20 protein-coding genes, 1 pseudogene and 2 riboswitches are annotated in these 23,446 nt (G+C 51.8%); of the genes and pseudogenes, 16 read left to right on the plus strand and 5 right to left on the minus strand.

Going from position 1 to position 23,446, the window contains the following annotated elements:
- The first annotated feature begins 3 nt into the window (after nt 1-3).
- Nucleotides 4-1,389 carry a sensor histidine kinase gene (locus ATW55_RS07625; RefSeq protein ID WP_067715067.1) on the plus strand — a complete coding sequence of 462 codons (1,386 nt, stop codon included), beginning with the start codon at nt 4-6 and terminating at the stop codon, nt 1,387-1,389.
- Nucleotides 1,390-1,522: 133 nt separating this feature from the next.
- A riboswitch (cyclic di-AMP (ydaO/yuaA leader) is annotated at nt 1,523-1,658 on the plus strand.
- 99 nt (nt 1,659-1,757) lie between these two features.
- The gene (locus tag ATW55_RS07630) at nt 1,758-2,252 is read left to right on the plus strand and encodes a hypothetical protein (RefSeq protein WP_067715069.1); all 495 of its coding nucleotides are present in this window, start codon (nt 1,758-1,760) and stop codon (nt 2,250-2,252) included.
- A gap of 46 nt (nt 2,253-2,298) precedes the next feature.
- Here the strand turns inward: ATW55_RS07630 and ATW55_RS07635 are convergent, their stop codons facing one another.
- Both ATW55_RS07635 and ATW55_RS07640 read right to left on the minus strand, forming a co-directional pair.
- Nucleotides 2,299-2,661, minus strand: coding sequence for a hypothetical protein (locus tag ATW55_RS07635; protein WP_067715072.1), 363 nt, complete (start codon nt 2,659-2,661; stop codon nt 2,299-2,301).
- Nucleotides 2,658-4,271 carry a S53 family peptidase gene (locus ATW55_RS07640; protein ID WP_067715075.1) on the minus strand — a complete coding sequence of 538 codons (1,614 nt, stop codon included), beginning with the start codon at nt 4,269-4,271 and terminating at the stop codon, nt 2,658-2,660. The genes ATW55_RS07635 and ATW55_RS07640 overlap by 4 nt, the downstream gene beginning before the upstream one ends.
- A 191-nt stretch (nt 4,272-4,462) precedes the next feature.
- Here ATW55_RS07640 and aspD point away from each other — a divergent pair, with 191 nt between their 5' ends.
- From aspD to ATW55_RS07655, 3 genes and pseudogenes are all read left to right on the plus strand, one after another.
- The gene (gene aspD / locus ATW55_RS07645) at nt 4,463-6,112 is read left to right on the plus strand and encodes an aspartate 4-decarboxylase (protein ID WP_067715209.1); all 1,650 of its coding nucleotides are present in this window, start codon (nt 4,463-4,465) and stop codon (nt 6,110-6,112) included.
- A gap of 86 nt (nt 6,113-6,198) precedes the next feature.
- Complete coding sequence (locus tag ATW55_RS07650) at nt 6,199-6,717, plus strand: hypothetical protein (RefSeq protein WP_067715078.1); 519 nt, start codon at nt 6,199-6,201, stop codon at nt 6,715-6,717.
- Nucleotides 6,718-6,770: 53 nt separating this feature from the next.
- A pseudogene (locus ATW55_RS07655) lies at nt 6,771-7,681 on the plus strand (nitronate monooxygenase); the annotation flags it as partial.
- Here ATW55_RS07655 and ATW55_RS16765 read toward each other — a convergent pair.
- Entirely contained in the window at nt 7,671-8,840 is a 1,170-nt protein-coding gene (locus ATW55_RS16765; protein WP_082685645.1) for a hypothetical protein, read from the minus strand. The pseudogene ATW55_RS07655 and the gene ATW55_RS16765 overlap by 11 nt on opposite strands.
- 126 nt (nt 8,841-8,966) lie before the next feature.
- Between ATW55_RS16765 and ATW55_RS07660 the strand changes: the two genes are divergently transcribed.
- From ATW55_RS07660 to ATW55_RS07670, 3 genes are all read left to right on the plus strand, one after another.
- Nucleotides 8,967-9,881 (plus strand): LysR family transcriptional regulator, encoded by a 915-nt coding sequence (locus ATW55_RS07660; RefSeq protein ID WP_067715082.1) that lies wholly within the window; start codon nt 8,967-8,969, stop codon nt 9,879-9,881.
- Nucleotides 9,882-9,963: 82 nt separating this feature from the next.
- The gene (locus ATW55_RS07665) at nt 9,964-10,959 is read left to right on the plus strand and encodes a Gfo/Idh/MocA family protein (protein WP_067715085.1); all 996 of its coding nucleotides are present in this window, start codon (nt 9,964-9,966) and stop codon (nt 10,957-10,959) included.
- 56 nt (nt 10,960-11,015) lie between these two features.
- Nucleotides 11,016-11,507, plus strand: a complete 492-nt coding sequence (locus ATW55_RS07670) for a hypothetical protein (RefSeq protein ID WP_067715088.1) — start codon at nt 11,016-11,018, stop codon at nt 11,505-11,507.
- Nucleotides 11,508-11,544: 37 nt separating this feature from the next.
- Here the strand turns inward: ATW55_RS07670 and hmpA are convergent, their stop codons facing one another.
- A complete protein-coding gene (hmpA, locus tag ATW55_RS07675) occupies nt 11,545-12,774 on the minus strand; it encodes an NO-inducible flavohemoprotein (protein ID WP_067715091.1) in 1,230 nt (409 codons plus the stop codon).
- 146 nt (nt 12,775-12,920) lie between these two features.
- On the opposite strand from hmpA, the gene ATW55_RS07680 reads away from it, so the two are divergent.
- A complete protein-coding gene (locus ATW55_RS07680) occupies nt 12,921-13,370 on the plus strand; it encodes an Rrf2 family transcriptional regulator (RefSeq protein WP_067715094.1) in 450 nt (149 codons plus the stop codon).
- A gap of 6 nt (nt 13,371-13,376) precedes the next feature.
- Here ATW55_RS07680 and ATW55_RS07685 read toward each other — a convergent pair whose 3' ends face one another.
- A complete protein-coding gene (locus ATW55_RS07685) occupies nt 13,377-14,618 on the minus strand; it encodes a S1C family serine protease (protein WP_082685646.1) in 1,242 nt (413 codons plus the stop codon).
- Nucleotides 14,619-14,940: 322 nt separating this feature from the next.
- Here ATW55_RS07685 and ATW55_RS07690 point away from each other — a divergent pair, with 322 nt between their 5' ends.
- The 7 genes from ATW55_RS07690 (at nt 14,941) to ATW55_RS07720 (ending at nt 23,432) form a co-directional block, all read left to right on the plus strand.
- The gene (locus tag ATW55_RS07690; RefSeq protein WP_067715103.1) at nt 14,941-15,948 is read left to right on the plus strand and encodes a LacI family DNA-binding transcriptional regulator; all 1,008 of its coding nucleotides are present in this window, start codon (nt 14,941-14,943) and stop codon (nt 15,946-15,948) included.
- Nucleotides 15,933-16,700 carry an ATP-binding cassette domain-containing protein gene (locus ATW55_RS07695; protein ID WP_067715106.1) on the plus strand — a complete coding sequence of 256 codons (768 nt, stop codon included), beginning with the start codon at nt 15,933-15,935 and terminating at the stop codon, nt 16,698-16,700. Before ATW55_RS07690 ends, ATW55_RS07695 begins: the two co-directional genes overlap by 16 nt.
- A 29-nt stretch (nt 16,701-16,729) precedes the next feature.
- The gene (locus tag ATW55_RS07700) at nt 16,730-17,722 is read left to right on the plus strand and encodes an ABC transporter permease (protein WP_235587050.1); all 993 of its coding nucleotides are present in this window, start codon (nt 16,730-16,732) and stop codon (nt 17,720-17,722) included.
- 46 nt (nt 17,723-17,768) lie between these two features.
- Nucleotides 17,769-18,770 (plus strand): ABC transporter substrate-binding protein, encoded by a 1,002-nt coding sequence (locus ATW55_RS07705; protein WP_067715110.1) that lies wholly within the window; start codon nt 17,769-17,771, stop codon nt 18,768-18,770.
- Nucleotides 18,771-18,975: 205 nt separating this feature from the next.
- The gene (locus ATW55_RS07710) at nt 18,976-20,133 is read left to right on the plus strand and encodes a C40 family peptidase (protein ID WP_067715113.1); all 1,158 of its coding nucleotides are present in this window, start codon (nt 18,976-18,978) and stop codon (nt 20,131-20,133) included.
- Nucleotides 20,134-20,225: 92 nt separating this feature from the next.
- A riboswitch (TPP riboswitch) is annotated at nt 20,226-20,332 on the plus strand.
- Nucleotides 20,333-20,439: 107 nt separating this feature from the next.
- The gene (locus ATW55_RS07715; protein ID WP_067715117.1) at nt 20,440-21,006 is read left to right on the plus strand and encodes an ECF transporter S component; all 567 of its coding nucleotides are present in this window, start codon (nt 20,440-20,442) and stop codon (nt 21,004-21,006) included.
- Nucleotides 21,006-23,432: an ATP-binding cassette domain-containing protein gene (locus ATW55_RS07720; RefSeq protein WP_067715121.1), complete on the plus strand. Its 2,427-nt coding sequence runs from the start codon at nt 21,006-21,008 to the stop codon at nt 23,430-23,432. Before ATW55_RS07715 ends, ATW55_RS07720 begins: the two co-directional genes overlap by 1 nt.
- Nucleotides 23,433-23,446: the final 14 nt, after the last annotated feature.

Raw genomic sequence — 23,446 nt, forward strand, 5'->3', positions numbered from 1 at the left:
TTCATGTTTCAGACCATTCGCATTCGATTGACGGCGATGTTGGTCTTGCTTTACCTCATTTTGTACCTGGTGAGTTCCACTGTAATCTACGCGCTGACTTCTCAACTCTCGATCGGCAATCTTGACGCAATCTTAAAAGAAACAGCAGATCCGCTTGCCGCGCAGATCAGCGCGACACTCGATCACGGTTATTTTCCTGAACAGTTTGTCTCGCTGACAAAGACCGCGGCGATGTATCCAAAGGTTACCGCGCTTGTGCTTCGCGATGCGACTGGTGGCATCCTCGCTTCGACAAATCCTAAGATTACAAAAGGGTTTTCGTTTGTGGCTAGGGGTTCAGTCTCTTATACGTCTCAATTTAATTCGATAACGGACAGCTATTTTCGCGTTTATACGATTCGCTTGACAACACTTTATCATCAAACCTCAGGTTATTTGCAGATTGCGCTTGACATGAACTCGATTCAGGCAGCGCTCTCGGCGCTGCGGCGTGTTCTTTTTCTCGTCGGCGCGGCAGGACTTTTTCTGGCATCTGTGTCAGGATTTATCATGTCACGCATCTTTCTGCGCCCGGCAGTGCGCTCTTTTGATCAACAACAGCGCTTTGTCGCTGATGCGTCGCACGAGCTTAGGACGCCGATTGCGACACTTCAATTGCATTTAGAAATGATCAAGGCGCGTCAGGATGAGCCCGTGAGCCATAGAAGACCGTGGATCGATGGCATGGAGCGGGAGGTGGAACGTTTGACGCGACTGACCGATCACCTGTTGTTGCTCGCGCGCGCGGATGCCAAACGGGTGACGGCACAGCCGATGAAACTGAATGTGTTGGAACTGGTTGACGAAGTGTGGAATGCCTCCCTTCTCGCTGCAAGCGCCAAAGGGCTGTCTCTTGAGATGAAACCGACCCTTGACGAGATTTATGATGCCCATTTGGATGGAGATGACGTAGCGAAGGCGATGTCAGCGTATCAGATTCAGGCAGATCCGGAGCGTTTGGAGCAAGTGCTGACCATTCTGCTTGACAATGCGATCAAATATACGGCGTGCGGTTCTGTCCGCATTTCAATTGAGCGAGAGAGGCACGGAATGATCATCGCTGTCTCTGATACAGGCATTGGAATTCGCAAAGAACAACAGCCGTTTGTGTTTGACCGATTTTTTCGGGCGGATCAGGCCCGCTCTGGCAGTGCGTCTGGGGCAGGACTCGGGTTGTCGATCGCGCACGAAATCGTGCGGGAGCATGGCGGTCGGCTTACAATGAAAAGTGAACACGGTGTGGGCACGACGTTTTATGTCATATTGCCGCTGACACAGCGTGTGAAAAATAGGCGCAAAGAATCATTGCGGCAGGTGATCGAATTGAATCAGAGAGGAAGGAGTCTATGACGATGGAAACGCGTCAGGAATGGGGGATCATTGCGGATGATGCTTCTTTTGCCTGGTTTCCAACGGATGCCATTGCGTTTTTTGTGGAAGTTGGGTAGAATAATCAGAGAGACATGAGTCTCTTCATACAATTGAAGATCACACGCTTAATTTCGATGAAGATCGGAAGCGGGGGAACCAATCTTTTGGGGTGTATCTGGCCGTAGGCCAGACGGAGAGCTCTTTCTCCCAACCCGCCAGCTAACCTCGTCAGCGGAAAGAGAGGTGACAGGTTATGTCCGCTACCTTCACGTTTCATTTCGCGCTTCCGTGATGAATCCCGTCACGGTATTTTTATGCGCAAAAATGAAAAAGCGGGAGTGACTGACATGGATTTTGATTTTCGACAAAGTCTAGTTCACGGAATTGAGACGCAGGAGACATCCTCTGAGACATGTTTGTGCCCAATCATCACGCATGAAGTAGCGATGTATTGCAATACCTTGCATGATGATTCTTCAAAAATGACGATGCAGGCAAAGAGTATTGAAGAGATTCCACAAATTGCGCGCAGCATTGTCGCGGGAGTGCTCGATAGTCGTGTACCGCTTCACACGTTTGCGATTTCGGAGTTGACGCGTGGCATGCTCCACGGAATGATGGCTGTGGGACACGACATTTCCTTTATTGCTCCTAAAGTGTTGCGCGCATTGAAAGAGGCGCTTGAAGCATTATCGCTGTCAGGAAAACAGAGTGAACTCGCTTTGCGAGATGGGCTTCAGCAGACACTTAAGGATCTTGGAATGAAACGTGTGGATGAAGACCCGGCGATTGAGCTTCAGAAATATTTTAAGGATCAGTATATGAAGTTTGGGATTGCATAAAAAGGACCGACTTTGTCGGTCCTTTTTTTTGCATGCGCCAAGCGCCTCATTGACTGCTTTGGTTTTGAGCGGATGTGAAACTCGCGGCGAGTTTCGCAAAGTTTGGAATGCCAAGCCCTGTTCCCGGATTGTAGAGGGCGCCTTCTTGTCCCGTGTAATACAGGTTGTCATTGCTTGTGCCGGACGTATCAAGCGGCGTGAAAGGTGACTTTCTGGTTTGTGCAAATTGATAAATCTGTGGGTTCCAGAACCCGACGCGGCCGCCTTGGCTCTGATTGATCAGTGCGGCAACGCCTGCAAGTTGAGGCGCGACAAAGCTTGTGCCGCCGTATTGCGCCCACGGCGAACCGTACGCGGAAGTAAAAAGTGTGGAGTAAACTGCATAGCCTGTCTGAGGGTCCGCATTCATCGCAAGGCTGGCATGGCACGGCCTGGTGAACTGCCTGTTGTCACGGAGGGTGTCGGATTAAACAGCCATGCAGTATTGTTGTTGATCGGAGTCAGGTAAGGAACGGCGGAAAATTGACGTAACCCACTGTTCGTGTTATTGGAAGCTGGATTGTTGTTAAAAGAGGATTGATACCAAGGTTCTGCATACATGGAACTGTATCCCCCGCCTCCACCGACAACCAACGCCTCAGCGAAACTCGCTTCGCTTGACGCGCCAAATTGTTGCCAGAACGGCCAGAGATAATCCCATCCCCACGCGCGTTCCTGTGGAACGGTGACGGAAAAACTTCCGTAATTTTGCGTTCCGGCAATCGTTGTGCCGCCTGCCGCCGTAATGTATGGGCTGTCTGCAGGTGCATCGACGGAAAGTTGCGTCGTCCCCATATCCCGACTGGCATCGTATGCCCCTGCATCCCCTGCCGCCGCAAACATCGAGATGCCTTGTGCCGCCGCTTCCATCGCAATCTCATTAAAGACCAGATTGTAATTCGGCGATTCTTGTCCAGAAGCAATCGTCGCCTGAATGGCGGGCTCACTCTCCCCCCAACTGGTTGAGATCGAGCCCGCCTTATTGTCACTGACAGCCTGAAAGAACGCGTCGGCAAATCCATAGTCCGTGTTTGGCGCCTGATAAACGATGATGTTTGCCTGTGGTGCGAGGGCGCCTGACTGTTCGACGTCAAGCGTCGTCTCATCAGATCCTGTCTGAAGTGATACGGGTCCTGCCCCGCCATTGACATTCACCAAATGGATACGGTTGGGAGTTGTCGCGAGCCCAAGGGTGTTCCAAAAACTGTAGGCGTCACTCGGATTCATACTGGCGAGTGTCACGATGCCGATCGTCTGCCCTTGTCCAAAATCATTTGTCTTGTAAAGCGGATTTACATTGTAGTGAGATGCGACAAACGCGGGTGTCAATTCACCCGGTGGCACGGACGTTGATGAGGTCGATTGAGCTCTTGCGAGTTGGGGTAATGGTTTAACAGCGCGACTTGAAAAATTGCCATAATTCGTTAGACCAAGTACGGCCAACACGGTTTGAGCAAGTGTTTCTGGAAGCATGGGGGAGATCTTTGTTCCGTGGAAATCATGTCCATCATAAGTCATATTGAGGAGGTTCACAGAGAATGCTCGATTAAATTGTCCGGCGGTTCCGTTCGCGGTGATCGCCAGGTGATTCGCAAAAACGGTTGAGGTGATTCCATACTGGGAAAGATAGCTGGTGATCGCCTGTATGACATTCGCAGGTTGACCGAATTGCGTTGCAAATTGATCCACGCTTAAGAATTGATGATAGGTTGAACTGCCAGGCGTTGTCGTCTGCTGAATGTAGGATTGAAGTGCTTGCGTGTTAACGGTGTTCAGAACAATGGTAACCGTCACAGGTGTGTTGGCTGGTGTAGCGGCAAACACCGCGGCATTGTTTAGAACCGTCTCGCCAACACCTTGCGGCACCTTCACATCTGTCGTGTCGGCGTGCGCGGCGGTCAGTCCCGTCAAGGGCCAGAGAGCGCTAGCCAGAAGTGCGCTTGTCGCGGTCAAAGTGCGCAACTTTCGCGCAATGGTCATAAGGATCAAACCTCCCGATCTTAGACAATTTTTTGAAAGTTTCACTTCAAGAAACTGTATTCGCGATTGGCGCACAGATTCCTGCAAAGCTGGAATTCTGTGCACAGGGAATAGGAATTTAAATTGGCACGCATATTGAGACCGTTTTAGTGATAAGAATCGATGCGATCAAGGGGCGATGGAGCGTGACCATGACGGTCGAAGAACGGCTTTTGCTTGGCAAACGATATGAAGGAATCAGTCCGTTCGAGTTTAAAAATGAACTTATCGCACTCGCCGAGAGCAAACAGAAAAAAAGTGCGCGCGCCATGCTTAATGCTGGTCGCGGCAATCCGAATTGGATCGCTGCGACCGCGCGCGAAGCGTTTTTTGCGTTGGGCCAGTTTGCGGTGGATGAGGCAAAATTGACCCTTGAGGCGGGCGATCTTGCGGGGATGCCCAGTCGCCACGGTGTTTTTGCGCGTTTTGAGGTTTATCAAGCCAAACACCGCGATCGTCCGGGGATGGATCTTCTTGCAAAAATCATCGCATACGGGATACATCGCTTTGCGTTTGATCCGGATGATTGGCTGTATGAATTGGTGGATGGGATCATCGGCGATCACTATCCTGTGCCCGATCGTATGCTGCGCCATATCGAATGTGTCGTAAACGCATATCTCATGCAAGAACTCTGTGACAATAAGCCGCCGGATGGCAGATATCAGCTTTTTGCCGTAGAGGGCGCGACGGCGGCGATGTGTTACATTTTTCAATCGCTGCTTGAGAATGAACTTCTCGCGCGTGGAGACCGCGTCGCGATTATGGTGCCGATTTTCCCGCCCTATGTGGAGATTCCACACCTCGCGGAGTATGATTTTGACATTGTGGAGATTCACGCCTCAGCGACATCCTCAAACGGAGACCATACGTGGCAGTACCCAGCAGACGAGATTGACAAATTGAGGGACCCTTCGATTCGCGCACTTTTTTTAGTGAATCCGAGTAATCCGCCGTCGGTTGCCATCGATCAAAAAACACGTCAGCATCTCATTGACACGATCAAGCAGTACAATCCGCGGCTCATGATCATAACGGATGATGTGTACAGCACGTTTGTTGAACATTTCCAGTCGCTTATGGCGGACTTGCCGTATCACACGATTGGCGTTTATTCGTATTCCAAGTATTTTGGCGTGACAGGGTGGCGCCTTGGGGTGATTGCACTCCATGAAAAGAATGTGTTTGACGACCGACTCAAGCACCTCGCGGAAACACAGAAAAAACGTCTCAACGCACGCTATTCTTCACTGACAACGGAGCCGGAACAGTTGCGATTTATTGATCGGATGGTTGCCGACAGCCGACAGGTTGCGCTCAATCACACGGCGGGGCTCTCGACGCCTCAGCAAGTGCAGATGGCGCTTTTTTCCGTGTTTGCCATGTTGCAAGAGGGGCTTGCGTACCGCGATCAGACGCGCGAAATCTGTCACAAACGCATGCGGTTGCTTTATGAAGGTCTCGGGCTCCCCTTTCCGAACCTGCCGAATGACGCCGACTATTATACGCAGTTTGATCTGGCGGAGTGGGCTGTGTCGCATTATGGACAAGGTTTTTCTGACTATCTTACGAAAGCGTACAGTCCTGTCGATATTTTGTTGCGCCTTGCTGAGCAATCCTCCATTGTCCTTTTAAACGGTGGCGGTTTTTATGGACCGGCGTGGTCCATTCGCGTCTCGCTCGCAAATTTGGCAGATGATGACTACGCAAAGATCGGCCGCGCGCTTCACGCAGCGCTCGAAACGTATGTCACGGAGTGGCGAGCGGCGAGCGGTGCGCGAGATGATACCAAAATCACGTGATTTGTCTCGATTTTTACCTCTTGTATCCAATCTTTCTGTACCGTACGATGGGATAGAGAAGATTTGGAAGAGAAGGGGATTTCACGATGACTTCGCTGCACGCAAGTGTCGGTATTCTTATTGCCGCAATCGCTGTTTCACTCCTTCTTCGCGTGCGGCGTTTGAAAACGTTTCGCCCGCTGATTCCCGTCCAAGTGATGACGCGGATTGTCGTCAGTGCAATTTTGTTGGTCATTCCAGTCGTCACCCAAGGGGCGCTTCGCTTTCCAGGGGCTATCGGATATGTGATGGGCATTCTTTGCGGCATTGTTCTGAGTGCGCTTGCGTTAAAAACGGCTGCTTTTCAAGATCGCAACGGAATACTCAACTACCGGGTACACGGCGCGATCGGAAGTATTGTGACATTGTTATTCCTTTTGCGTATCGCGTTTCACTTCTTGCTTCCCTCCTCTTCACTGCACGCGTCACTCATCAATGATCCGTGGAGCCTTGGCACCTATTCGCTCTTGTTTGGATATAACGGAGCGCTTTCCGTTTGGCTTTGGAGAAAGCTAAAAATGACAAAAGGCAGCGTTGTCATTTCAGAGCAAGGGATGGACCGATGAAAACCGCGTTTACAGAATGCTTTGGGATAGAGATTCCCATTGTGCAGGCGCCAATGGCAGGCGGCCCGACGACGCCGGAACTGGTCGTTGCTGTGAGCGAGGCGGGTGGACTCGGATCGCTCGCTGGTGGTTATTTGTCGCCGGGCGAACTCGCAAAGCAGATTGATGCGGTGCGAGCGAAGACAAACAAACCCTTTGCGGTCAATCTTTTTGTCCCGCAAGCCCTGCACGCCAGCGCGGGGTCTGACGCGCAGGTGATGTGGGATGCGTTAAAAAGCGTGCGGGATACACTAGGTGTTTCTGCAGCAGTCCTACCGACGTGGAGCGTGGATGATCATTTTGCGGAAAAGGTAGAGGTTGTGCTGGATCAGCGCGTGCCGATCGTCAGTTTTACGTTTGGCCTGCCAGACGCTGAGGTGATCCGTCGCTTCAAAGAAGAGGGCAGGTTGCTCGTTTGCAGCGCCACGTCGGTGGCCGAAGCACGCTGCTTGAGGCAAACGGGATGGACGCGATTGTGGCGCAGGGAAGCGAGGCGGGCGGACACCGCGGGGCGTTTCTCGAAGATGGTGGCAGGTCGTTGATCGGTACGACGGCTCTTATACCACAGGTGGTGGATGCGGTCAATGTCCCGGTGCTTGCGGCAGGTGGCGTGATGGATGGCCGGGGACTTGCGGCAGTGCTCGCGCTTGGCGCAGCTGGTGCGCAGATGGGAACGGCATTTTTGCGGGCCAGCGAGAGTGGCGCACACACGCTTTTGCAGCAGGCGCTCCTTGAGCGCGAGGAAACGGAGACGGTTGTGACGCGCGCACTCACAGGTAAGTACGCGCGTGGATTTCGCACAACCTTTATCGATCAACTTGAAGCGGGGGAGACGCCCATTCCGGATTATCCGATCCAGCACGCGTTAACGAGTCCACTTCGCAAAGCGGCGGCTGCGGCTATGGATGCATCGTTTATGTCCCTGTGGGCGGGTCAAGGACATCGGATGGCAGCGTCACAGGGCGCAGGTGACCTCGTTGTGCGCTTTGCGCGTGAGGCGAAAGGGATTTTTGCGCGGTTTTGTGAGAACTCGGAAGGAAGATAGGGCGCAAGGTCTGCGCGACAACGATGAGAAAAAATCCCCACAACAGATAGAACTGAATCGCTCCTGCGGTGCGTAAAACCGTTGGCTCGCCAAGCAGTGCGGCAAGCGAGAATGTGCCTGTCGTAAAACTGCCGAGCGGAAAGACGTAGCTCCACCAACCAAGGTGGTGTTTGAGACCGTCCCCACGGTGAGTGAGATGATAGATCGAGAAAAAAGAAGCTGTGATGATCCACCAGAATCCAATGCCGTACATTCCGCACGAGACGAGAATTGCGAGCGTTTTTAAAACACTCCCGCTAAGAAAGGGAAGCGCAGTCGTGTGGTTTGCGAGATTGGACAGTGTCGCCATCGACATCCCGATGGGGCCGATTTCAATAAAGATACTCGGCGCTTCAAATCCGCTGATGCGTGCGTGGTGAGTGAGTCGTGACACGACGAATACGCTCATCACCAGAAAGAAAAAGAGGGTCATTCCGAACAGAGCAAGAATGGCGAGAGTCATGTCAAGCCGCGCCGTCTGTGTTGTGAAATAAGGCAAAAGATTGGCTCCAGTGGCGGCTGCCACGATGGGTGGAACGACCGGGATCAGCCATGCCGCGCGTGTGTGTTCCAGCGATTTTTCCCGGCGCAAAAAAAGCACGATAGGGACTGCAAGCACGGAAAAAAGTGAGACGATACAGCCGATGAGCCAGATTACTTTGCTGGTCTCAATGGCAAGCTGTGCGTAGATCGAGTGTGCACCGAGAATGAGCACATCATTGCCGACAACGTTGATGGCCATGGCAAACGCGCCGTAAAAAAGGGTGCGGGCCGGGTCGAAGAAATCATTTAGTGTTTTTTGTGGATGCACAATCAATTGAAAGAGGAGCAGGAGTGTCGCTGCGATGAGTAAGACGCCGTCGATGCTCGCCAGTGCATTTGAAAGAAGTCCCCGCGCCGGAACATAAAACGGCGCCGTGGCGGACAGTCCTGCGACGATTCCGACGCCCATGACAATGGTGAACCATTGCGTGTGAAATGATAAAAGCAGTCGCTTCATAATGGCTAACCTCCGTCGTGATGTTGTTATCTATACTTTACGTTGTACCGTTATATAAGTAAAATAGATATAATGTATATTATGCATTATATTTACTTATAAATTTGGTGATGGAGGCAGTCACTTGTGGATGATCGCTTACGGGTGTTTTTAATGGTCTCGGAGTGCAAAAGTTTCTCTAAGGCTGCAGAACTGCTTCCAATGTCTCAGCCTGCGGTCACGCAGAGCATCAAAAGCATTGAGCGCGATTTGAATGTTCAACTGTTCGATCGTTCACATCGCTCCGTGCGTCTTACGCGCGCAGGAGAAATTGTTTTAGCGTATGCAGAGCAGATGAATCGACTGGATTTTCAAATGCGATCCGTGCTTCAGGAGTTGACGACAGGTATCTCAGGTGTTTTTTCAGTTGGTGCAAGTTTTACGTATGGCGAATACGTGTTGCCTCGGCTGCTCGCGGAATTTCAACTTGAACACCCTGATGTTATACCGCGTGTCACGATTGGGAATTCGCAAACGATCGAGTCGCTTTTGCACGATGGTAAATTGGATCTTGGCATTATCGAGGCAAATCCTAAATTGGCAGGGCTATCCCAGTCTCCGCTTTTCTCTGATCGGCTTTATGTGGTACGTTCTGGCAAAGTGGACCATGGTCATTTGCAAAGTCACAGTTCCTCAACATTCAAAGATCAGACATGGCTCGTGCGCGAGACGGGATCAGGCACGCGTCAGGTGTTTGATCTCTGGCAATCTGAAGTAGAGATGACGCCCCAACGCTTGATTGAATTGGGAAGTACCCAAGCGATCAAAGAGGGGGTCGCAGCAGGACTTGGGATCGCAATCCTCTCTGAATTGTCGATTCAGCAGGAGTTGCATCAAGGTGTCTTTGAAATTGCTGAAATTCCTGGATTTCCCAGAGAGAGAAAGTTTACGCTGTTATCCGTGAAAAATGCGTTTGAGCCAATGGTGGTCAAGGCTTACAGGAATTTTACGATGGCGTGGGGGCATCCTGTGATTCACGCCTTGCAAGATAAAAAAGAATAGACAGTACATGGCGCTCCCCGCGCCACCGACGGCCGAAAATATAATAGGCTGTGCCGCTATTTTGTGATCAGGAGAGTGAGAGATGAAAACGATCCACTTTGGCATCCTTGGCGCGGCGCGCATCGCCGCGAACCAACTGATCCCTGCGATGAAAGAGGCGCAGGGCGTTGAAATCACTGCGCTTGCAAGCCGTGATGAGGCTCGTGGCCGCGCGTTTGCAGAGCAACATGACATTCCTGTGTGTTACGCATCGTATGAGGAACTCCTTTGTGATCCACGCATTGACGCCGTCTACATTCCACTGCCCAATCACCTGCACGCACCGATGACGATTTTGGCGGCCATGCACGGAAAGCATGTATTGTGTGAGAAACCGGCTGCGCGAAACAAAGCGGAGGCGAACCAAATGATCGCAGCGTGCAGAGCGCATCGCGTCGTGTTTCGCGAGGCGTTTATGTACACGCACCATCACCAGTGGAAGCGCGTTCGCGAGATCATCGCCTCAGGCGAAATCGGTTCCCTTCGTGCGGTCCATGCGGTCTTTTCATTTTTGCTCAATCGAGAGAATGATATTCGTCTGCAGCCGGAAATGGGGGGCGGCGCACTCTATGATGTGGGCTGTTATGCTGTGCATGCGATTCGCACGTTGATGGATGGAAGTGAGCCGGTGAGCGTGAAGGCGTCTGCCGCTTTCTATGAAAGTGGCGTGGTGGATCAGACTCTCCTGGCAATTCTTGAATTTTCGGGCGGACGCTTTGGCTATCTTGACTGTTCATTTTCCTTCGCAGATCGACAGTGCGTGGAGATCATTGGTGATCGGGGAACGATTCGGGTGGAGTATCCATTTCGCCCGGATAAAGGGACGCCGAATCTGCAGATTGCGACGGAGGATGTTCATCGAGTAGAAACCTTGGCGCATGACGCAATGTACCGTTTGATGGTCGAATCGTTTGCAGAAGCGATCCGGACGGGAAACACGCTTGTTGAGGAAGAAGATGGAACGCTGCAAAATATGGCTTGGATGGAGCGGATCTACGCAGCCGCTGGAAGAAGGGTAGGAGATTCGCCGCTGGGATAAAAAAACAGGCTCGCCGTTTGTTGCTGTGACGAGAGGGATGGGTAGGAGGGGAAATTGTGGCTGAAGACAGGCAAATGGAAATGAGAACGTCGTCGATCGATACGGAAGGGGGAAAAAGGCAGAGCTTAATTCATCGGATTTTTTATCGTATTAAGGAAAAAATTCGCCGCGTGGGAAATGCGATTCGAAAGGTTAATTCGTGGATTGCAGATCGTCTCTCAAACGGATTGGCAACCATGTGGACGTTCTGGATCTTATCCATGCTCATCGTGTCAACACTGTTGATTCAACTACCAAGCGGGGCGCAGGGCTGGATTCTTTTTGTCGTGTCCGTCTTCTTTCAGGGCGTGGCACTTCCTGTACTGGCGCTTGTCAGCAATCGCCAAGGCGATCGCATGGAGTCTGTCTTGCGCGAAACACATGACGCTGTTCTTGATGAACTGCGTGAGCTGCGAGCCATGCACGAGGAATTAGCCGCGAAAAACAGTGATCTGATCGCGCGTTTTGAGCGCTTGTCTGAAGAGGGAAAAAAAGGCACTGACGCGTAAACGCGCCGTGCCCTTTATCGCACAACATGGACTAAAATTAGTTGGCGACTGCCTGCGCCTCAATGGAGCTTGCGGGACCAAAGAACTCAAAGGAGATGTTCTTCTCTTTTACGCCAAGTTGCGTGAGCAAGCGATACATTGCGCGCATGAACGATTCTGGACCACAAATGTAAAAGAGTCCATCAGGCCTAAACCCGGCCTCGCGCAAGACATCTGCAGTGATATAGCCTTTCGCGTCAAATCGTTTTTCCTGCTCATCACGCGCTGTCGGGCGCTCATACACGACACGTTTGGTCAGGTTCGCCAAACGTTGCGCGAGTTGGTTTGACTCATCTGCAAATGCGTGAACATCTCCATTTAGCGCGGCGTGAATCCACACGATGGAACGATTGCTGAGGCGTTCTGCCGCAGTGTTCAAATAGCTCATAAAAGGTGTCATGCCGACACCGCCGCTGAGCAGTGTGAGCGGATGATTGTTTTCCTCAATGATAAATTCACCTGCCGGAGCGGCCACTTCGACCGTGTCGCCGACTGCCAAGCTGTGGATGTAACGGGAAATCAGACCGCCGGGTGTTGCGTCACGCTCATCTTCACGTTTGACGCTGATACGGTAGTAGGACTTGTTCGGGCTGTCAGACAGGCTGTAATGGCGCATTTGTGCATAGTCGACCCCAGGCGCTTTAAGTTGCAGCGTGAGATACTGTCCGGGTTGATAAGAGGCAATGGGTTTTTGGTCGAGCGGTTCAAGATAAAAGGAATCAATGACATCACTCTCTTTGACGCGCCGCGCGATGCGGAAACTGCGCAGTCCTTCCCATCCGCCCGGCTGTTTGACGGCTTCCTCATACATTTCTTTCTCAACGTCGATAAACGCTTGGGCAATGATTCCGTATGCCTCGGCCCAGGCGGCAATGATTTCGTCTGTGGCACTCTCTTGAAGCACGTCGCGCATCGCGCCTAGCAAATGCTCGCCGACGATCGGATAATGCTCAGGAAGTACGCCTAGACTGCGGTGCTTTGCGCCAATTTGTTTAACGACGGGGATGATTGCATCAAGTTTTTCAATGTGGACTGCAGCGGCATAAACGGCGTTGGCGAGTGCCGCCTGTTGACGCCCTTGGCGCTGGTTGTTGATGTTGAAGACATTGAGAAGTTCCGGGTGCGCCTCAAACAACCGCTCGTAAAATCGGCGTGTGATCGCCTCGCCGTGCACTTCAAGTACAGGGATGGTCGCCTTGATGACCGCGATAGTCTTTTCTTGTAACATGAATGATCACCTTTCTGTGGCGGAGACTCGACACGCGACACGAAAAGAAGTATATCAAATGCATGTTTCGTTGTGCAATAGAATCTTGTGGCGTATCCATTACGATTTGCGGGTTGAATTCTGAGAAACAAGCGGGTGGGCTGTCGATGAATCTGACGCTTTTTACGGATTACTCCTTGAGGACACTGATTTATCTTGGAAGTTTAGAGGGCCAGCAAAAGGCGAGTTTAGAACAGATCGCCAATGCATATGGTATTTCTCATCATCATCTGGTGCGCGTGGGGCAACGTCTTGCAAAGTTAGGGCTTATCAGGACGCTGCGGGGGCGCAATGGCGGGATTGAACTCGCCAAAGAGCCAGCCGATATCTCAATCGGCTGGCTGGTGCGGGAGCTTGAGGAAAACATGAACTTGGTGGACTGTTTCTCAGGCGAGCAGATGTGCGTGATTCAAGGGGCATGCGGACTGCAAGGCATGCTTGCGGCGGCGCTTCAAGCCTACCTGCACGTCCTTGACCGCTACACACTCGCTGATGTGATCCGCAATCGCTCTGCGTTTTTAAAACTGCTCGCAAGAGCACCGGAGCGATTGCCATAGTGCATGTTATCCGACGACAGGACCGCTGCCGTTTCCTTGAATCTGCAGTGGCGGCAAGTTGCTCAGTTTGTCTGTGAGCACCATTTTTTTCGAACCGCGGTAGATCGTCACCTGCACGATCTGTCCCGGCGTGTAATTGGCCAAGATATTCTGGAGGCTCGTAAGGCCAGTGACCTTCTTTCCGTTTACGGCAACGACGATATCCCCGTGTTGAAAACCGGCAGCCTTGGCGTTTGGATTGTCTGTCGCGTCGACCCACACCCCATAGGTGACCGGAACGTTTGGTGAGTAGTAGCTTGGGATATTGGCGAGTGACGCGCCGGAAATTCCGAGTGCCGCGTGTAATGCGTGTCCAGATGTCAGGATTTGATTGACAATCTTTTTAACGGTGTTGATCGGGATGGCGAATCCCATGCCTGAAAAATTTTGCGCGGCAATCTTGCTGCTCGCGATGCCGATAACCTGCCCCAGAATGTTCAGGACAGGACCGCCGCTGTTTCCTGGATTAATCGCGGCATCCGTCTGTAAGACGGTTTCGTTGCCAAGGGTTTGTCCGGTCAATTCATCTTGCACGGGCATGGTGCGCTGTGTCGCGCTGATAATTCCAGCCGTTGCGGTGTCGGCGAACTGCAGTCCCGCTGGGTTGCCGATGACGACGTCAGGCTCGCCGACTTGCAGTGTGCTTGAATTTCCAAGCACCGCGACGTTTGCGGGTGTGATATCAGACGAAGGGACTTTGAGGACGGCAAGATCTGTATAGGGGTCAGTTCCCACGACACTTGCCACGACACGCTTGCGCTGATCGATTACAACCTGGACTTGATTTGCACCTTCGACGACGTGGTTGTTCGTGACAATATAACCGGCAGAGCTGATGATGACGCCGGAGCCGATTGCCGCCTCCTGAAGGCTCGTGCCAATTCCGTTGGCGTTTGGTTGGTTTTGCATGTTTAGGACACCTACCACGGTGGGTGTTGCCTTTTTGACCGTGTTGATGATCCCGTCAGAAAGTGAGACATTGACCGTCTGTGTCGGAGTTTTTGGTGTTGTATAGCTCATGTTTGAAATCGATTGATTGGTATTTGATTGGTTTGTTCCGGCTGCCTGCGCTGTGTTGACGAGATTTGTCGTGAGCAAGGTTGATCCAGCGCCAATGGATGCGGACAAAACCGTCAATGCGACAACCGCCGAGAGTGGAACCCGTCGCTTAACACGCCGACGAAGTTTGCGATACATATTCTGACTCATTGAGATTCTCCCCTATCCAAGTTGATAAGTTTGTATCTATCCTACGCCTAAATTCTTGCAGAAAGCTTGAAAAATAGGCATTCAAAACAAAAGATAAACCATTTGGCACGAAAAATTCACAAGCAAACTATGGATAGAACGTATAGTTGCAAAAAGCGATGAGTCGCCTGCTTTATCTCCTCTGGTGTGACAAATCCGCAGAAGATTTTCTAGAACTATTAATTTGCATTTTTTTTCTTTCAGGTAGTTGACAAATAGATTACAAAAAAGTATTGTTTTGATAAAGAAAAGTTAAACGTTTACATGCGAAAAGAGACGATGTATGGAGCGCAAATCTTCTTCAACGCTTCACGATGTTGCGCGAGAAGCAAACGTATCGATTGCCACAGTTTCTCATGTCATCAACAATTCACGCGTCGTGAAAGCGTCTACACGAGCGCGTGTTGAGGAAGCGATTCAGTCCACGGGCTATCGACACAATATGGTCGCTCGCGAACTGAAGATGGGATCCTCGGGGTTGATCGGCGTTCTGATTGTGGATTACAACCCGTTTTATACAGACGTGCTTCGGGGAATTGAGAAACGGCTTGAAACGATGGGTTACAAGTTTGTCGTGGCGAGTACGGGCGAGCAGTGGGAGCGTCAACGCGAATTGATCCACTTGATGGTGGCGCGGCGCATGCAAGGGATCCTGATCGCACCCGTGGCAGGGTTTGATGCAGAGTATGTAACGCGCTATGTGCCTGAGCAGTGTCCGGTCATTCTTTTTGACCGACACGTTGATGGATTGCCATCTGTCACGTCGGAAACGCGCAATGCGACAAGACAGTTGGTTGAGCACCTCGCACATCACGGTAACCGACACGTTGGCATGATTCTTTCGACAGATGCGATCTCGACGATGCGGGATCGACAATCTGGCATGGAAGAAGCGTGCGGGGAACTTGGATTGAAACTCTCCATTGAGAGGACAACCCCAGATGATCGCGGCGGATATGAGGCAACCCTCCGATTGTTTAACCGATTTGCGCGAGAAGATCAACCGGATGTCGTTTTTGCGGCAAACAATGTGATGTTGCTCGGTGTTTTGAGGTGCATGAAAGAGTCCGGCTTTTCCGTTGGAAAAGATCGATCGGTTGTTGGCTTTGACGATCAGATCTGGTGTGAAGTGTTTGAACCGCCAATCACCGTACTTAACCAGAACGCTTACGGCATGGGTGAAGCGGCTGTCGATTTGCTGAAAGTCGCATTGGAAGGGGAAGCGGTTACAAGTAAACGGTTACCTGTGCATTTGACGATAAGGAGGTCCTGTGGATGCCCGATGAACTGAGTGCGTCATTTGTGTTGCAGGCGAGTGGGATTTCTAAGAACTATGGCAGGATTCAGGCGCTTGCCGAGGTTGATTTTGCAATTGGCTCAGGAGAAGTGGTCGGCCTTGTGGGCGACAACGGGGCGGGGAAATCAACCCTTATCAAAGTGCTGTCAGGCGCGATCATGCCTGATGCTGGCGCACTTCATTTAAAAGGAGAAAACGTGCGGCTGAGATCGCCTTCGGATGCGAGAAAACGCGGTATCGAAACGGTCTATCAAGATCTCTCGCTCGCGCCACATTTGACGATCGCAGACAATCTATTTCTCGGACGCGAAATGCTCCATCCCCAATTCGGCAAGATGTTTGGCGTCTTGAATCGAAAGCAGATGATTGAGCGAGCGCAGCAAATTCTTGATGAGTTGCATGTGACCGTGCGCTCGATGAAATCACCGATTGCGGAATTGTCGGGCGGGCAGCGTCAAGCAGTTGCCGTCGCGCGCGCAGTGCTTTGGGGCGATAGCATGATCATTCTTGATGAACCCACAAACCACTTGGGTGTCGAAGAAGTCGAGATGGTGTTAAACCTAATTCGGCGCGTGCGTGAGCGGGGCATTCCCGTTGTTTTCATCAGCCACACCCTTCCGCACGTGCTTGAAGTGACCGATCGCATTGAAGTGATGTTTTTGGGACGCAAGGTGAAGTCCTTGATCACGAAAGACACCACGCTGGACGAAGTGATTGCGTATATCACGGGGTCGCGCGTAGCGTGAGTGTCACAGAAAGAGGTGCGCCAACAAGAGTGAAACAACCGATGCCTTTGCAAGGACGCGGCACGCGGCTGCAGGATTTGGGCGATTGGTGGACATTTCTCATCCTCATTCTTCTTGTCATCATTTTTTCCATTACAGCGTCAGGGTTTGCATCTGGACAGAATTTTGTCAGCACGACAGTGAGCGCCTCAAATACGATCATTCTCGCTATCGCAGAAACGTTTGTCATCATTACCGGAGGTATCGACTTATCTGTTGGCGCCATTCTCGGACTGTCTGGCATTGTCGGTGCAACGGTGATGCAAAACATGATGATGCAGGGAGATTACCCGGCGCTCATTCTCGGTGTTCTCGCAGGCCTTGGCACAGGTATTGTGGCAGGGGCTGTCAATGGTTTCGTGATTGCCTTCATGGAGATCACTCCCTTCATCGCGACACTTGGCATGCTTGGCATCGGCACGGGACTGACGTATCTCGTCTCAAACGGGACAGACATCGTCAATATTCCGCCGGAGCTGTCCACATTTGGTGACGCGGTGCTCTTTAACTTCCTCGGAATTCCAGCCCTGCTCGCACTCGGTTTGCTTCTGATCGCCTGGTTTTTTCTGACCAAGACCCGGTTTGGAAAATACACGTATGCGATTGGCAGCAATGCAGAAGGAACGCGGCGGTCAGGGGTCAATGTCAAAGCTCATCTCTTTAAGATTTACACGCTCTCGGGTTTGCTCAGCGGGTTTGCAGGTGTTCTTATCGTCGCCCGCCTCGCGACGGGGTCGCCACTTGAGGGCGCCAATGACGAGTTAAATGCGATTGCATCAGTTGTCATTGGCGGTGCGAGTCTTTTTGGCGGTCGCGGTACGCTGTTTGGTTCAACAGTTGGTGCGCTTGTCATTTCCGTGCTGGTGTCAGGGCTTGTGATTATGGGCGTTCAACCGTATTGGCAGCAAGTGACCATCGGGGTGATCATCATCCTCGCGGTCTATGTGGATCAGCGCCGATATCGCAATCGCGTGCTGAAGTAGGATTTCTGACGGTAGTGCCATTTTATAAAAACAGGGGGTTTCTACATTGAATTTGAAAAAGATTGGTGCCGTTATCAGCAGCGTCTCGCTGCTCGCTTCACTCGCAGCGGTAGCGCCTGCTTTTGCGCATAGCGCGAAAACAGCTTCTCACGTCTCAAAACATGTCAAGACAAAACCGATCGTTATCGGCTTTGTGCCTGGCGTGACGACGGACCCATTCTTCATCAGTATGGAGTATGGCGCGCAAATGGAAGCCAAAAGGCTCGGGGTGCAGCTCATCTATGAAGGCGGTGTGACGTATAGTCCGTCCAACCAGACACCGTACGTTAACGCGATGGTCGCACGCAAGGTGTCTGCGTTGGCCATTGCACCAACGGATTTGCAGGCGATGATTCCGCCGATTCGAAATGCAGTCAAATCGAAGATTCCTGTGATCACAGTGGACTCGACGATCAGCGATACGGCGCTTCTCGCATCGCGCATCACATCGAACAACTTGCAAGGCGGCGCTGCTGCAGCCAACTTTATCGGCGGATTTGCAAAAGGAAAAGGCGTCGTCGCGATTCTTTCTCCTTCGCCTGGAATTTCGACGGACAAAGCGCGCGTCGCTGGATTTACGGCGGAGCTTAAGAAAAAATATCCGCACATGCAGGTGGTAGTTGAGTATGACAACGAGCAGAGCACGCAAGCTGTTCAATTGGCGCAGGATCTCTCGCTGCGTTTTGGCAATCGGCTTGTTGGAATTTTTGGTACGGACGATACATCTGCGTCTGGCGCCGCCGAGGGCATTCGCGCATCTGGCAAACTCGGCAAGGTGAAAATTGTCGGGTATGACGCTGAACCGGCAGAGGTACAAGATTTAAAACAGGGATTAATTTCAGCGCTGATCGCGCAAAAGCCGATGGAAGAAGGCATGCTCGCGGTTCAGTATGCGGTCGCTGCAGCCAAAGGGCAGAAAGTGACAAAATTTGTTCAGCTGGCAAACGTCACGATCACTAAGGCGAATCTCGCAAAAAATGCGCAGTGGGAGTATCGCTCCACAATCTAATCAGAATATCCGCTTAACAGGATTGCCGCTCTCTTTTGAGCGGCAATTTTTTTTGTGCAAAAAGCGACGAAATATCGCGAATGAGAAGGAGAATCGGCAGATCGTGTCGAAAACTATCAACTGGTTATCAGGCAATCTAAAATTCTAGCAAACAGAGCTTGTGTACTTCAGCGATTGGTTGATAGATTTTAATTGAGGTGACAATGTGAACGCAGTAAAACGCATCGGTGTGACCTTGATCTGCATGGCCACTCTTTTTAATTCTCAAGTCAGTTTTGCCACGACGCTCTCTGCTGCGAAACAACAGGCGGCGGCGCTTAAAAGTCAAATCTCCTCAACGACATTGCAAATTCAAAAAGATCAGGTCCGCGTGGAGACCTTAAAGACGCGACTCGGTTTAATCAATCACTCTCTACAAAATGTCCGCATGGCGATGTCAGAAAACCTTGTCCACATGCAGGCTGTGAATCATCAGCTGGTGATTCTCGGAAAACGAATTAAGATAAATGAACAAAAATTGACGACGACGCGCACAGAGCTTCAAGGTCAATTGAAAACGATGTATGAACACGGGACCGTGTCGTATCTGCAAGTTTTGTTTCAGTCTACGAATTTTGAGGACTTTTTGACAAGGCTCAACATGCTCGTCACGGTGGCTCACGCGGGGCAGGCTCTTGAGAGACAGTTTCAATCCCTGCAGCATACACTCGCGGTGCAACATCGGCAAACGGTTTCCTACTATAGTGATTTGGTGCACACGCAGCAGTCAGATCAAGTCTTGCAGCAAGCGGATATGATGCTTCAGCAGGAGCAACAACAGTCGATTCGAACGATCCAGACGGATATGAGCAATCAACAACTGCGCCACGGGATCCTTGAGAGCCAACTGCAACTCACTCAGCAGCAAATTGCCTCGATCGAAGCAGCCACGGCGCGCGCGGAGCAACTGATGCACAATACCGCGTATGTGAGCCAGACGGTTGCAGGCATGCCAACGATCAATCTGGAAAGTATGTTGAAATACGCAGAAAGCTATTTGGGAACGCCTTATGTTTGGGGGGGAACGTCGCCTTCTGGCTTTGACTGCTCCGGGTTTACACAATACGTGTATGCGCACTCTGGCGTGTCCATTCTGCGCACGTCAGAACAGCAATTTGCAGAAGGCGTGAGCGTGAGTTATCCGAACCTCTCGCTTGGAGACCTCGTCTTTTTCTCGACGTATGCGCCGGGTGCGACACATGTCGGGATCTATATTGGAAACGGCCTGATGATTGATGCGCAAGATTATGGTGTGAGCATCGACAACATTTCCAATTCCTATTGGGGGCCAAAATACCTTGGTGCGCGACAGATCGTAAAATAATTCTGTGCTTGCCGATATGGGGTTCACCGCATGAAAAGCGATGGTTTACAACGCAATCTCTTGCATGCTAAAGTTGAAAGGAAAATAAAATCGTAAGGCGCTAGGGGTGCCAATGGCTGAGAGGCGAAATCAACGTTTTGCCAACCCTTCAGAACTCGATCTGGGTCATACCAGCGGGAGGAAGTGCCGTATACCGGAGATGCCTCTGTCGATTGCGCCTGAATTTGGTTGCGATTGAAAAGATGCGTCTTTTTGTTTGCGCACGTTCTGACATGCCCGAACGATGATCAAAGGGGTGCATTTTAGATGTGGAAACTGCGGGATATTGTGGTTGCCGCCATTCTTTCGGTGGTGTGTGGCGCGATCTATCTGAGTTGGGATCTGCTTACAGGTGTTTTTGCGGCGGCCTGGTCGCCCATCGCGTATGGACTGCTAAACGGACTTTGGTGGCTCGCGGCAGGACTTGTGCCTTATATCATTCGCCGTCCTGGCGCCGCTTTTTTCGCAGAGGTGGTCAGCGCGTTTTGTGAGTTTGCGTTTGGCAGTCCCTATAAATGGGGCGCCGTGATTTCTGGGCTCCTTCAAGGCGCCGGGGCGGAGCTTGGCTTCGCTGTGGGAGGATGGAAAAAATACAATACGGCATTTATGCTTTTGTCGGGCGCTCTCGCGGGTATCGGGAACAGCGTGCAGTACTATTTTCAATATGGCGGAAATAAAGTGGCGCCGGATCTGTTCATTGGCTACGTCGTCACGACGATGCTCAGTGGTGCGATTGTGGGCGGCCTCGTGCCAAAGTGGATTGGCGATGCGCTGAAACGGACAGGGAGTCTGCGCAACTTTGAACTGGGCAAGAGTGGGCAGGCGAGCCGCTGATGCATGGCGAACGCATTTTGCATGAGGATGTGGCGGAAAAAGAACGCTTAATAGGTGTTGGTCCAAAAACGGAAATTCTACCTGACACGCTTATTTCGCTTGACCGGGTGACCGTGCAGTATGAAGGGGCAGATCGACCGGCTTTGAGCGATGTGTCACTGACGATCAAAAAGGGTGAGGCTGTCCTTTTGTTGGGACCCAGTGGATGTGGGAAAAGCACACTGGCACGCCTTTTGGCGGGATTGATTCCCAGGGCGATTGAGGCGAGTGTGCGAGGGAATGTCGCGCAGGCGCCTGAACTCGCGCACAAAGGGGCGATCGGCTATGTTTTTCAGGACCCTGACGCACAGTTTTGCATGATTGAGCAGGATGATGAGATTGCATTTGGACTTGAAAATCAGGGACTTTCCCAAAATCAAATGCTTCCGCGGATTCGGGAACAGCTTCAAAGAATGAGCCTGCCGGATCTCTCTCATGTAAAGCATGATCGCTATTCTGGCGGAATGAAGCAGAAACTTGCGCTTGCATGTGCATTGGCAATGCGACCAGAATGGCTCATTTGTGATGAGCCGACAGCGAATCTTGACCCGCAGGCAACGGGTGTGGTTTTTGACGAGTTGCTACGCATACGCGAGCGTGGTCAGAGTTTGCTCTTGGTAGAACATAAGTTTGATCGGATACTGCACGCGATGGATCGCGTGATTCTTCTTGATCGCGATGGCCGGATCCTCCACCAGGGAACGCCTTTTGAATTGGTCAACGGGTGGTGGGAGGAGATGCTTCGGCTCGGGGTGATTTCGCCGTGGAAGACGCGGCCGTATCAAGCTGGCGGTGAGCAAATTGAAGACAGAGAAAAAATGATTCGGGAAGAACCGCGAGCAGATTGTCAAGGTGCAGATGATGCGTTCACGATGGAAAATATTTCCGTTTCATATCATAAGAAGACTGTTTTGCGCGTCGAGTCGTTGCGCATTAGGGCAGGGAGTTTCACGGCGATCGTCGGTCCAAACGGCGCGGGCAAGACGACGTTGCTTCAGACATTGGCGGGACTCACTTCACATCGCGACGGTCATTTGACGCGCTTTGGCACGCTTTCGCGTGGCAGATCGTTTGACACGCGCCTCGCGTATTGTTTTCAAAACCCTGAGTATCAGTTCGTGTATAGTCGCGTTGCAGATGAACTTTGCAATCGCGTGCAGGCGGATGTAGATGACGCTGATCTGCGGGAGTTGTTGACCCGCTTTGAGCTTGGCGGCTATGAAGACGCCAATCCGTTCGAGTTGAGCCAGGGGCAAAAAAGGCGCCTGAGTGTCGCTTCCATGCTAAGGGAGCCGCGCGCCGCCTATCTGCTCGATGAGCCGACGTTTGGACAGGACGCAAAAACGCAGCAGGTGCTCTTGGAGCAACTGGAGGCACTACATCGAGAAGGGCGAACGATTGTGCTCACAACGCATGACATGGATCTCGTCAGACGGTACGCGACGCAGGCAATCGTGGTCATCAACGGCGAGATCGCTGCATCCTGTCCGCCAGAGCGTTTGTTTGAGGATGCAGATTTGATGAAACGGGCGCATTTGTTTGATGATCAGGCAGCGCCTCATTTGCGTCTTGACCAACCGTCACACCGTGTGCGTGCGCGTGAGCAAATGACTGATACACCGTGGGTTGAGCGCCCCCGCAGCACGCCTGCCCGCTGGCTTAACCCGACGATGCAACTGGTCATGGTGCTGGCGGTCATGATTATCGGCGTGTTTGCAAACAACCTGCACCAAGCGCTCACTCTTTTTTTTCTTCCCATCGCGCTGATGCTTCTCGTTGCGCGCCTGACGCCGTGGCAGATTCTCAAGCGCCTCTCCCCGTTTCTGGGATTTTACCTGCTTTACGTCTGGACGCCGACTGCCTACGGACCCGTCGCGCCGAGTGAGCCGACGATCCATTTTTTGTGGATGCACCCGACGGTAGCGGGATTTAGAAATGGCCTTGTGCTCGCCTTTCGCATGCTTTCTGCCGTGAGTTTTGGCGTGCTTTTTGCGTCAGAGGTAGACATCACGGATTTGATCATCAGTCTTTGCCAGAACGCCCGCGTCTCGCCGCGTTTTGCGTACGGCACACTTGCCGGGATTCGCGTCATTCCGCTGTTTCAATCAGAGTGGACGAAACTTCGCCAGGCGCGCGCGCTGCGCGGTAAGGAGGGGCAAAGCGCTGTATTGCGCCCAATTCTTTACGCGCTGCCGCTTCTGACGCAAGCGATCCGCATGAGCGAACGCGTCGCCATCGCGATGGAGGCGCGCGGATTTTATGGCGACGTGGCGATGAGAGCGACGGCGCGCAGTTATTATCGGATCATTCCGCTTCGCGTGCGCGATGTGCTCTACCCGATCGTCGTCGCGCTTCTTGCCGTCGGTTTGATTGTCCTGTTTCGCTAAGTTTTGAAAGGAGT

This window comes from Ferroacidibacillus organovorans, from assembly GCF_001516615.1.
In the GTDB taxonomy this organism is placed as follows: Bacteria; Bacillota; Bacilli; order Alicyclobacillales; family SLC66; genus Ferroacidibacillus; species Ferroacidibacillus ferrooxidans_B.